The organism is [Phormidium] sp. LEGE 05292 (assembly GCF_015207735.1).
Lineage (GTDB): Bacteria > Cyanobacteriota > Cyanobacteriia > Cyanobacteriales > Aerosakkonemataceae > Floridanema.
Map to the genome: position 1 here is coordinate 1 of NZ_JADEWG010000176.1, position 12,038 is coordinate 12,038.

Annotated in this window: 12 protein-coding genes; 7 read left to right on the plus strand and 5 right to left on the minus strand. The window is 39.4% G+C overall.

What is annotated here, in order from left to right:
• Positions 1-2,810, plus strand: a 2,810-nt coding sequence (locus IQ264_RS28190) for a choice-of-anchor Q domain-containing protein (RefSeq protein WP_193985246.1), incomplete at its 5' end; no start/stop codon positions are given.
• 25 nt (positions 2,811-2,835) lie between these two features.
• A complete protein-coding gene (locus IQ264_RS33950) occupies positions 2,836-2,937 on the plus strand; it encodes a transposase (protein ID WP_228061885.1) in 102 nt (33 codons plus the stop codon).
• 162 nt (positions 2,938-3,099) lie between these two features.
• Here the strand turns inward: IQ264_RS33950 and IQ264_RS28200 are convergent, their stop codons facing one another.
• A complete protein-coding gene (locus tag IQ264_RS28200; RefSeq protein WP_193985248.1) occupies positions 3,100-3,810 on the minus strand; it encodes a primosomal protein in 711 nt (236 codons plus the stop codon).
• A 152-nt stretch (positions 3,811-3,962) separates the two neighbouring features.
• Here IQ264_RS28200 and IQ264_RS28205 point away from each other — a divergent pair, with 152 nt between their 5' ends.
• Positions 3,963-5,558 (plus strand): ATP-binding protein, encoded by a 1,596-nt coding sequence (locus IQ264_RS28205; RefSeq protein WP_193985250.1) that lies wholly within the window; start codon positions 3,963-3,965, stop codon positions 5,556-5,558.
• Between the two features lie 8 nt (positions 5,559-5,566).
• Here IQ264_RS28205 and IQ264_RS33240 read toward each other — a convergent pair whose 3' ends face one another.
• The 3 genes from IQ264_RS33240 to IQ264_RS28220 all read right to left on the minus strand — a co-directional run bounded on the left by IQ264_RS33240 (position 5,567) and on the right by IQ264_RS28220 (position 9,244).
• On the minus strand, positions 5,567-6,712 hold the full coding sequence (locus IQ264_RS33240; protein ID WP_228061886.1) for an SAM-dependent DNA methyltransferase: 1,146 nt from the start codon (positions 6,710-6,712) through the stop codon (positions 5,567-5,569).
• 54 nt (positions 6,713-6,766) lie between these two features.
• Positions 6,767-7,204 (minus strand): hypothetical protein, encoded by a 438-nt coding sequence (locus IQ264_RS28215; RefSeq protein ID WP_193985252.1) that lies wholly within the window; start codon positions 7,202-7,204, stop codon positions 6,767-6,769.
• 126 nt (positions 7,205-7,330) lie between these two features.
• Positions 7,331-9,244, minus strand: coding sequence for a bifunctional 3'-5' exonuclease/DNA polymerase (locus IQ264_RS28220; protein ID WP_228061887.1), 1,914 nt, complete (start codon positions 9,242-9,244; stop codon positions 7,331-7,333).
• 187 nt (positions 9,245-9,431) lie between these two features.
• On the opposite strand from IQ264_RS28220, the gene IQ264_RS28225 reads away from it, so the two are divergent.
• The 4 genes from IQ264_RS28225 to IQ264_RS28240 all read left to right on the plus strand — a co-directional run bounded on the left by IQ264_RS28225 (position 9,432) and on the right by IQ264_RS28240 (position 10,852).
• Positions 9,432-9,659 carry a hypothetical protein gene (locus IQ264_RS28225; protein ID WP_193985254.1) on the plus strand — a complete coding sequence of 76 codons (228 nt, stop codon included), beginning with the start codon at positions 9,432-9,434 and terminating at the stop codon, positions 9,657-9,659.
• Positions 9,660-9,805: 146 nt separating this feature from the next.
• Positions 9,806-10,153, plus strand: coding sequence for a DUF6883 domain-containing protein (locus IQ264_RS28230; protein WP_193985256.1), 348 nt, complete (start codon positions 9,806-9,808; stop codon positions 10,151-10,153).
• Positions 10,150-10,461 (plus strand): DUF4926 domain-containing protein, encoded by a 312-nt coding sequence (locus tag IQ264_RS28235; RefSeq protein WP_193985258.1) that lies wholly within the window; start codon positions 10,150-10,152, stop codon positions 10,459-10,461. Before IQ264_RS28230 ends, IQ264_RS28235 begins: the two co-directional genes overlap by 4 nt.
• 172 nt (positions 10,462-10,633) lie before the next feature.
• Positions 10,634-10,852: a hypothetical protein gene (locus tag IQ264_RS28240; protein ID WP_193985261.1), complete on the plus strand. Its 219-nt coding sequence runs from the start codon at positions 10,634-10,636 to the stop codon at positions 10,850-10,852.
• 1,072 nt (positions 10,853-11,924) lie between these two features.
• Here IQ264_RS28240 and IQ264_RS28245 read toward each other — a convergent pair.
• Positions 11,925-12,026, minus strand: coding sequence for a hypothetical protein (locus IQ264_RS28245; RefSeq protein WP_413470365.1), 102 nt, complete (start codon positions 12,024-12,026; stop codon positions 11,925-11,927).
• Positions 12,027-12,038 lie beyond the last annotated feature (12 nt).

The window sequence follows — 12,038 nt, forward strand, 5'->3', positions numbered from 1 at the left end:
GCGGTACTCTCAACTATGGCGGTGGCGGTGCAGGTATGGGGGGTGCTATCTTCAACCACAACGGTAACGTCACCCTCACCAATAGCACTCTCTCCGGCAATACGGCAGCGGGAGGAAGCGGCGCTAATGGTGGTTCCGGTTTTGGTGCGGCGCTATTTAACCTCAACGGCAACGTTACCATTAACAACAGTACTCTTGCTTTTAATACCAATACAGCCGGAACAGGTGGTACTGGCGCACAAGCAGACGGGACAATATATGAACTTGCCTACGACAGTAGCGGTGTAGTTAACGCCAGCCTTACTCTGAACAATTCCATTATCAGCAACACCACAGGTGGTAACGATTTAGTCAACAATCAACCTACTAATGTTGTCCCAGCGGGAGGCGGCGCAGCTAACCAAGGCATAGCCACAGTCAATGCCACTGCCCCAAATATTATCGTTACTAGTTCCAATACTAACGGCACCTTCAACGGTACACCTATCGCCACTGACCCCAACTTAGCTGCTTTAGCTGCTAACGGCGGTTTCACCAAAACATATGCTTTAAACACAGGTTCCTCTGCAATTGATACAGGCGATAATACTAAAGTGCCAGCAGGCATTACTACTGACCAAAGAGGGACGGGTTTTGCGCGTATTTTTGGCACTAAAGTAGATATTGGTGCTTTTGAATTTTCGCAACCCACTGTTAATTTCTCTCAAGCTAGTTATCAAATCAACGAAAATGGTACGGTAATCGGTGCAACTATCACCATTAATCGCACTGGTTTTGTCAATAATGCGAGTAACGTGCAAGTACAGTTAACCAATGGAACTGCTACTGGTGGAACTCAACCTTTTGCAGCGGGAACAGATTTCGATAACACCACTCAGACTATTAACTTTGCTGCTAATGAAACCAGTAAAACTGTCACCATTCCCATCAATGATGATACTTTAATTGAAGGCACAGAAAATTTAAGTATATCGTTAGTTAATCCTAGTTCTGAGATCGCAATTGGCACTCTCAATACTGCTACAGTGGAGATAATTGATAATGACAATGCACCAGTTGGCAGCAACATCAACAAAATCGGTGACGAAGATAGCAGTATTAGTTTCACAGAAGCTGACTTTACCAGCAATTTTACCAATTCTAGCGGCGGTGGTTTGAGCAAAATTAAGGTTACAACTCTACCTAACAACGGCACATTACAATTAGGTAACGACAATGTGACGCTTAATGAAGAAATTTCCCCAGCCCAATTAGGCTTACTTCGCTTTACTCCGGTTGCTAATTGGAATGGCAATACTAGCTTTAATTGGTGTGGGTTTGATGGAGCAAATTATGCTGATACTGATGCTATTGTTAACTTAACGGTTAACCCAGTTAATGATGTGCCTTTTATTAATGTTCCAATTAACGATCGAACTGCTACTGTCAACAGTCTGTTTAATTTCACTTTCCCGGCTGATACTTTCACAGATATTGATGTTGGCGACAGTCTTACTTACTCGGCAACTTTAACTACTGGCAATCCTTTACCAAGTTGGCTATTCTTCAACTCAATTTCTCACACTTTTGTCGGGACTCCAACTGTTAATGATGTAGAAACTCTCAACATTTCCCTGAAAGCTACAGATTCGGCGAATGCTACTGTTAACCTCCCTTTCAGTTTAACCGTTAATGATGCGGAAACGCTCCAAAGTGTAGATTGTTTCGATGAAAAAATTATCCGTGCTGATATTAACAATCTTCCCGGTGTGTCGATAGCGCTAAATTCAGTTGATAACTCTCAATTCGGTACTGATGGTCAGGATTTCTTGATGGGTAGCGATCGCAATGACGCACTTTTCGGTAACGAAGGTGATGACTTGTTGATGGGAGGAATTGGTGAAGATAATTTATTTGGTGGACAAGGTAAGGATTCAATTTTTGGTGGTGAAGGACGTGATTGGATAGCTGGTAACGATGGCGATGATTTGCTCTATGGTAATCAAGGTGACGACATTATTAATGGCAATCAAGGTGATGATACTGTGCATGGTGGTCAGGGTAATGATTTAGTGCGCGGCGATCAAGATAATGACTTGTTATTTGGCGATCGCGGCGATGATACCCTGTCTGGCGATCAAGGCAACGATACCATTTTCGGCGGTGGTGGGAATACCCCTGGAACTAGCGAAACGGATTTAATTTTCGGTGGTAGCGGTGATGATTTCCTTCATGGCAACACTGGTAACGACTCCATCTTTGGCGAAGATGGTAATGATACTATCTTCGCAGGTAAAGATGACGACATAGCCTGCGGAGATGTTGGTGAAGATGCGATCTTTGGGGATTTGGGTAATGACAGTCTGAGCGGAGATGATGGGAATGACACTATCTATGGTGGTGATAATGACGATGATATTTGCGGCGGTGCTGGAGACGATCTACTTTTTGGTAATCAAGGTGCTGACAGGATTAATGGTGATGTCGGAAATGATACCCTTTATGGTGGTCAAGGAAATGACACCCTAATTGCTGGTGATGGTGATGATTTCCTCAGTGGTGACAAAAGTAATGATGTACTTACAGGTGGTAATGGCTCTGATAAATTTGTTTTAGCTTCTGGTCAAGGTAATGATATTGTCACCGATTTCCAAGATCGGATAGATTTCTTAGTTTTGTCTGCTAATTTAACCTTTTCACAATTGAGCATAGTCCAAAGTGAAAATAACACTTTGATTAGTTTGACTAGCAATAATCAGTTGTTAGCCATTTTGAATGGAGTTGCTGCTAATCTGATTACTCAGCAGGATTTTATTTCTGTGTTTATGTAAATGCTTTGTCGCTTTTTGTTGCTGCTTGTGCTGCCACTGCTGGACACCAACTTATTTTGTAGCGACAACTGGACAAGTTATTACTGAAGTGGTTAGAAAATATATCGAAGCCCAACGAGGTAAATAAGAAAAACACACCGGATAAATCCCCATGCGTCGCTATCAAACCCCTGCTTAAAAGCTAAGGGTTCTCACGCTCCCATATTTTTTTGATAGTTTACAGGATTACTAAAAAAAAGCCCTGTTGTTAGCATACAGGGCTATTTAAAATGTGGTAAACAATTAGCGTTTACTCGTCCTCGTCCTCCTCAAATTCTTCATCTTCGTCTAATTCAAAATCATCGTCATCGTCTTCATCTTCGCTATTTTCGTCCTCTTCGTCCTCGTCATCCTCCTCTTCATCCAATTCATCGAGAACATCATCAATTTCGTCATCATCATCATCAAAGTCGTCATCCTCAGCTTCAGATTCTTTGGCAATTTCGTTACGACGCTTGAGTGATTGAACGTTAAATTCAACTAAGTCAGCGATCGCCATTTCCGTATTTTCCGAAATGCTATCATACAGCTTACCCATTGCCATAGCTACCACTTCAGTATCGTATTTGAGAGCATCAGGACGACCGAATAATTTGGGAAATACCGTATTATTCCACTCTTGCCAATCAAACTTTTTGCCATTACCATTGCCATTGCGCTTGTTAATTTGAGCTTGCACATCCAAACCCAACTTTTCGCGTGTGGCATGACCAACTTTGGTAGAAACACGGCTGTCACGGCGTTGAATTGTCACGCCATATTTCTTATGAATCGCATTGCGTATAATCTTCACCAATTCTTCAGCTTGTTGTTCTGGAGAAAGCTGAGGTTTTGCTTTAGATGTTACTTCAACTGGCTTTGATTTAGTAGTAGAAGGTGCAGCATTAGCCTTTGATTTACCGTTAGCCCCATTCGATGTAGTCTTAGGAGAAGCGGCGGTTTGTTTTTTGGTTGTTGCCATATCGACACTCAACTTAACTTCATTTCTGAATGCCGCTAGGCATAACTACTACCGTCCAATTAGAGGGGTAAGCTTTCGCTCAATCGTAGGAAGGTTTCTCCTAGCTTTACCTATCAAACTATTAATAATCAAAATAATACGTTTAATTTCTCATGAAAAGTATTAACGACTGGCCTAAACTAATAGCTCAAGGTACGCCAATTGTGGGACTAGAATATTATAGTGCCGACCGCCAACAAGTGCTATCAAACTTTGCACAATTAGCTGGCAAAAAAAATCTAAACGCTTATTATTGGAATTCAGCTTATTCAGCAATTCAAGTTTTCAAATACATTGACGAGCAATTCATTTTAGAACCGACTGACTTCAATGTAAAAAATGATATATTGCAGTTCTTATTAGAATCCGACCAAGCTGGTATCTTCTTATTAGAAGATATTTTAGAATCAACAAACCCTTCTCTGCCAGCATATCGAGTGTCGCAGTTAGCAAATGCCTTCTTTCAATCCGAGTGGCGGAAAGTTAAACAGTATTGGGTACTTTTGAGCGATTATATCCAATTACCTAATAAGTTACAGCCACTAATACCTATCTTAAAATGTCCCTTGCCTAATAATTTTGAAGTAGCAGCTTTAGTGAATAATTTCTGCGAACGCACTTCATATTTAGAGTATCATAACGAGCCATTAGCAGCCAAAAACCAATTAATAAGAGCTTGTCAAGGATTGCCTACTGGTGAAATCAATTTGCTGCTAGAGCGGTCGCTAACTCTTACCTGTTCAGTCGAACAAATTGCCCAATTAGTATTAGAGCATAAAATATTTCAACTTAAAGACCAAGGCTTAGAATTTATTGCCAAACCTGATGTTCCAGTTGCAGGCGGTTTAGACTTACTCGATAAATACTTAAACGATGTTGTCAAACTATTAGCACCAGAAGCTAAACAATATAATTTGAGACCACCAAAAGGAATGTTATTCTGGGGACCACCGGGTACTGGTAAAAGTTTAAGTGCAAAACTGACTGCCAAAAAATTAGGCTATGCACTACTAGCAATGAGTTGGGGTAACATTTTAGGTAGTGCCAATCCAGACCGAGCTTTAGCTAAAATTTTAGAGACAGCAGAACATTTAGGCGGTTGTGTATTATTTGCAGATGATTTCGACAAAGGATTTGCTGGGTGGGATTTTAACGCAGATGGTGGTATAGCGAGAAGGTTATCGCAGAAATTACTAACTTGGATGCAAGAACAGACTTCTGATGTACTGATGTTAGCTACCGTTAAGCGATTGGGAATGCTACCTTCTGAATTAATTCGGAGGTTTGATGATGGTGGTATCTGGTTTGTCGATTTACCCCATAATGGTGCCAGGTACGAAATTTTTAATCTGCACCTGGCTAAATATTTCCCACAGCAATTTGGTGAAGGTCAACAAAATCCTTGGAGCGATCGCCAATGGTATTCGCTACTATCTGATTATGCTGGTGCTACCCCAGCTGAGATTGCTAATGCTGTCAAATGTTGTGCCGAACGTGCATATTGTCAAGGTAGACCTGGTAAAATTGAACTGGCTGACTTGCGCTATCAAAGAACTCAGTTTGTACTATCGTCACAGCGAAGTTCTGAAGACATTCAAGCTATTCGTAACCAAGCATCATTTGCTAAACCAGCATCGGGTGAAGATACTTCTAAATTTGCTGCTACCGAACAAGAACTTTTTGAGTATCGCCCAGCTAGAATCGAGTGATTAAATTTCTAACTAAAATCATCCAAATTAAACAACTTCATTTGTTTAGTTGAAGCTGGATTATGTTTCGGTTTGCGTTTACCCTGCACTACTTCTTGAACTACTATTTCCGGGGTTATTGTTGGTTCTACTATCTCAATTGTTGGTTCGATATTCTCCTCTGCTTCCCTATTTTCAACAGTTTCAAACCATTCTTCATACCAATAAACCGCATTCATTGACTTAGGCTGTTTGGCTAATAAGCTATTACCAAGTAATAAATCAGTTTGACCCAACCACCAAATTGGTATTGCCAACCAAGGTGCATACAGAAAAAACTGAAATAAAGCGCACTTTAACAAAACCTGGTCGATATCTTGACCAATACCAGACAAACAATTATTAGACTGTGCCAACATCAAAGTACCCGTCCCACAAGCAGGTTCAGAAAAACTAGCAGTTCGGTCAATTTCTTCATGACTAATTACTTGAGACATGAAACTAGCAACCACTAACGGTGTCGGATAAAACCCAGCATTTCTTTGAGCTTTCTTACCACAAATATCAGGCAGAATTCTACCTAAGTAATCTTCAGGATAAAGTAGGATAATAGACAAATCGAAAACCTGATATAAACGCATTGATGCACCTTCACAACCTGCTGGTTCTTTTGGTAAACTTTTGTAAGCTGGATGACCGAAACCAAACAAAACCCAACTCAAGAAATATTCCAAATATTCCCAAGCACTCCAAGTCCGCCATTCCCCATGTTTGGGAATACAATTAAGCGTATTGTTTAGCATACTTTCTGCTATGCTCGAATACTGCCATTCAATTTGGGGAATAGGTGAATTTGGTAGCGTTTCTTGAATCACAAATTTTGGTAATCGTTCGGGTTTTCGATTTTCCAAAAGAGCTAACATCGGTTCCATTTGCCATCTCGTCCAAGCATGAGCCGGAACTGCTTGACACCTCGCCCAGTAATCCCACCTTCCCCAAAGACAACGGTCTACTTGCGCTAAAATTGGTAAGAGCCAGCCATGTTTCAAATTCCGATTGAGGTGAGGAATTAAATCTTTCTTGCTCTTAATTTGGTAGGGTTCTTTTCGTAAGTGCTGCCGAACTTCAATGCGAATTTTTGAATTAATTAAGGGAATTTCAAGTAAACTTTTCATGGGTAACAATAACAACAGAAGTTTTGCTACCCATTGACCGCAATCGCGGTTAAGTTATTCAAGATAAAAAGGCGGTTGCCTGCCAATATCTTCTGGCAAATTAGATGGTTCGCAAAAACGCTGCGTTTCTAATAAACTGACAGCAGCCGGATAGTCATTGGGAGGAGAAGTCATTGTTGTTGGCAGTGCCAAAATTGTCACAAAATAACGACTATAATTTAATGCAGGGTTTAATGCAGGAGCCAACCAAGTAATATACAATCTTCGATGAATTCCTATTACTAATCCTGCACTAGAAGTAACAGCAGCGATACCTTCGATGAAATCCCCATTAGCAGGAGTAGTGCCAAATCTTTGATAACGAATAATTGTTTGAAGTTGTTCGCCATCAGTAATTGTTCCCAACAATTCTGATTCAATAGCAATCCTCAATCTTAATCCTTCATGTGGACAAATAATCCAGATAGGTGGGACAAATGTATAATTGGACATATTTAATCTCTAAGTCGATAAAGCGAATTTCATAAAAAAACCCGCATTAGCGGGTTGGTAAAAACTTCAATTTCCTCACTATTTCATTTCAGAAATACCCAACCTAGCTGGGTATATAAAGCCGATTTAACCTCCCCAACTTTCAACCATTTGAATTTCAACTTCACAGGGGATTGGTGTTAAAAATTTGTCTCCAGCCTCTACCATGGAGCGTTTTAGTAAAGCTTTAACTGGTTCCACTTCAGCAATCGGACACTCTAGTAAAATCTCATCATGAATTACACAAATCAACCTGGCTCCTGTTCGATTCAGCGGTGCAAATAATTTGGCTAGTGCCAGTTTTGTAATATCAGCACTCAGTCCTTGAATTGGGTTATTCAACATCTCGTTAAGCAATGGCTGAGAATCTTTAGACCAAAGTCTTCTTCTCCCTCCTAAAGTGCGACTTTCTCTAATTCCTTGAAGCCAACTTTTACGAATATGCTTATGAAACTCAGCAATGCCAGCATAGCTTTCAAAAAAGCGTTTGCGAAACTGTGAAGCTTCTTCTAAACTCAGAACTCTACCATGTTCGGCTTGTGCCATATTTTTAAATTTCTTGGCTCCCATACCATAAATCAAGCCAAAGTTGATGATTTTACCAAGCTGTCGTTCTGACGAATTAATCTCAGATAACGACTTACCTAATACTAAAGAAGCAGTTAATTTGTGCAAATCTTCACCCTTTGAATAAGCAGCAATCATCCGACTATCGCCACTCACTTTAGCCATGATTCGTAGTTCAATTTGACTGTAATCTGCTTTCAGTAAAATATAGCCCAATGCAGGTTTAAAACATTGCCGAGTAGCTGGATTTCTGGGAACATTTTGTAAATTCGGTTCTCGACAACTAAATCTACCCGATTTAGCTCCTATTTGAAACCAATTTGGATGAATGCGTCCAGTAACGGGATGAACGTGCTGTACTAATCCTTCTGCAAAGGTGCTAATTCTGGTTGCTAAACTACGATAATCCAGCAATGCTTGTATTATTGGATATTCATTAACTAAAGGAATTAAAGCTTGATTGTTAGTAGAAGAAACGGAAATTCCTTGGGCTTGCAAAGCAGCTAAAACTTGTTTGGGAGAGCGAAGATTGATAGAATTAGTGAATTCTGGAAGTAAACAAATTTGTTGATTTGGTGATGGGATTTGCAATGAAGAAAGCTCTCTAGTAAGTGTTTTTTGTTGTGCTTCTAGCTGTGTTCTCAATAATTGCCATTGTTGTTTATCTAACCACATTCCATTTAGTTCCATTTGAGCAACTGCTGGTAAACAAGCAAATTCCAGTAAAGCAGTTGACCACAACAAAGCCTTTTTTAATTGACGTTTCAAGTTAGTTCGTAAAGGCAATACAATTGCCGCATCTATAGCTGCATATTGTAATTGAGCAGCTGTTAGTTCGCCCGACCAATCACTTGTTTGTAACTTTTTATCTAATTTGACATTTAGTAATTGTGCTGTTGCTGCTTCTAGAGATAAACTACATTTAAGTCCGGCAGTTAGCACCCGATAAGCAAGGTAGGTATCAAAAAAAGGGCGGCTTGGTTTTAATCCAGCTTGTGCTAACATCATCCATTCAAATTTGAGATTGTGTCCTACTTTGAGTGCATTTCCTCTGAGAAGTTGGCGCAATGGTGACAAATCTGCACTATCAATGGCAGCTAAATCAATAATGATAACTGGATGATGGGGAATTGCTAGTTGCACTAACCGAATTTTGGCTCGATATGGGTCAATTCCTCCTGATGTTTCACAGTCAATGCCAATAATTTTTGCTGCCATAAATGGTTCAAGTGCTGTTTTTAAATCGGCAGGATTATTGATTAGTTGATAGGGATAATTTAAAAAGCTACTGTTGTTTATTTCAACAACCTGAACTAACTGATTATATTGCATCATTACTTGGGTTTCAGCCCAGGAATAAAAAGAACCTGGACTATCTTTTCTACTGCGGGTACAGGAGTAACGTCGAATAATTGATTTGGCGGTAAGTTTCATCACAGTGGTAAATACTAGCTTTTTTTAGCTACCGCGCTCGCGGTAAGTGAAGAGAGTCACTTAGTCATTAAATCTTTAGCTAATTATCATTACTTTTTAGCTGAAGTACGAGTGTATCGTGAAAATTAATTAATGACTAAAGTTGCGCTTGCTAACAAATAACTATCAATTAACAGGTTAAACCAAGATGAAACAATTTAAATCTAAAAACAAACAGATGCAAGACTGTGTTGCCAAACTACGTTTTATCTTAGAAACATTCGGACAAGATACCTTTTGTGATGCTGTTCAAAACCTATTGGATAATCATCCTGACACTCAACCTCTAGATAATTACAATTACCAGGTTATTATGCTACCAACTGATTACGACATAGAAGCAGTTTTGAAGGCAGCAGAGTTAACCGTTAAATGAGTAAAAATATTGCCCTAACTAGAAAAATATTTAGTAGTAGGGCAATTTAATATCCATTTTATTTGCTAGCAACTAATCATCTAAACAGTTATAATAAATTTAATCTCTATGACGTTTAGTTAGAATAGAATGTATGGTAAAGCAGAATGAACCTAAGAGATATCGTTAATCGCCTTGTCATTGACCCCCGTAAATTGACGGAATATGCGCTTAATCCTGACAACCCCATAGGCGGTGACAAAGCGGTAATGTTTCAGCTTCATTTGGGCTTTACCAGAGATAATTATCAGCCTTTGCTAGAACAAATTTCAGCACAAGCACTTGAGGCTGAAGCAATTTTAGGACAAGCTGATGAACACGGACAACGTTATCGAGTAGATTTAGAAATTACTGGAATACAAGGACAGCAAGAAATTGTGCGTACAGGTTGGATAGTAGAGTCAGGTAGTGATGCAGCTAGGTTAGTAACCCTTTTCGTGCGGAGGAGAAGATGATTGAACCAGAATTATTTGATGTAATTGAATTGCTAATTAATTTGCCTGAGTATAATCTTTTGGCGGGAGTGCGAGGAGCAATTGTAGATTGCTATGCTGATGGTAAATATGAGATAGAATTTACTAACGAAGAAGGAGAAACAGAGGTTCTTTGTCCGCTATCACCCGAACAATTTATAGTGGTTTGGAAGGCTAAAACTAAAAGTTGGTTATCAGTATCAGAACAGATTGTAGCTGCGATCGGGAATTTATCTGAAGAACGTAAACGAGAAGTTTTAGATTTTACTCGTGCTTTGTATCAAAAGTAATTATTTTGAGAGGACTAAAAGTTATAACTCTATAGACTAACTAATATTAAAGTTCTCCCCTCCAAGTGGAGGGGGTAATTATAATGATTAAGAATTACCAGTTCTGGTGAAGTAGTAGATGTTCAGAATGATTTAGTTTGAAGTTGTTTACTTAGCTGACTCAATCTAAACCATGAACAATACTTCCTTCGAGCCAAATTTAGGCTATCAAAACTCTGGATACTATGCCGATGAAGATACATTAGGTTATGCCTCACCAGAGAAAGCGCATCAAGGTAATTTTGATGATGGCTATCAAGAAAACGTTTACGACTCATCTAATCTAGCCGACAGTGCTTGGACAGATTCCCCTACTCGTTCCAATCCACAGTTTGAACTAGAGCTTGATTAGCTTTAATTAACAGACAGTAAGAAATAGAGAGTAGAGTTTTTTTACTCACTCTCTACTTACTAGTTAATCGCCACTCCTTTCTTTATTCGTCAAAGCCACAAAAAATAACGGTGAACCTAATGAACCGTTCCAATCAATTCAATTACTGCATTGATGTCAAAAGTATTTTAAAGCGATGTAATTTGATATTACCGCTCGCTATTTCTGTGTTGATCTGGTTAAGCTTTTCATCAATGGCTTATGCCAATCCATTACCTACTCGAATTTGGGAATCAGAACAAGCTAAAGTATTATTACCCGATTGGAATCAGATTAGCTTTAGCGATTTTCCACCCGTTCCCAATGCAGGAAACGTTGGTAATAGAAGTTGGCAAGCAGGTGATAAACTAGAGCAAATTTTACAACTAACAGATATTAGCGACCTTAAACCAGAAATCCTTTCCTTGACAGCAATTAAACAACTTGTAGCTAATAGCACAGATTGGCAAAATGTAGCTTTGTCAGCATTTCCATTGGTAGGGAAGCAAACCCTCAGACATCTGGTTGAAATTGTTCCCAATCTAGGTCAATTTCGATTGAGTGAAGTGCCACCGTTGGCTACTTTAACCTCTCAAATTTCCCTCGATACTCCGCAATTAAATAACCTACCAATTAGTCAAGTAATAGAACGAGTACCAAAGTTAGCAGAAGCTCAACTTAACCAAATTGACTTATCTGGGTTTTCAATTTCACAAATACCCAACCTAACTAGTGTCAACCTCGAACAGTTTACTGGCTGGGAAACCGAACGAATTGCTAATATTCCCAATCTCAATCAAATTCCACTGTCTCAATTTCCAGTACCAATAGCAGAAGTAGGTGGTGGGGTGATGCGAATCGACATGATTTATGGTGCATCCGAAACCAAGCGACAAAATACTATTTCTGGTTCTGATGTAGAAGGGTTTGCTGTTAGTTGCACCAAAAACTGTGCTTACATTGAACTGGACGATTTAGAAAACTCCGGTCGTCGCATTAGTAGTCCGCTGGAAGGCAAACAGTGGATTAGCGGTAAATATCGGTTCTTCCGTACTTACTGTGCTAAATTATTAGGGAAGTGCCAGAACAATAAAGCTCTTAATTCAAAATTGCGGAAATTCCTAAAGCCAAATCCACAACGTTTGAGTAATTTCAATTTATTATTAAT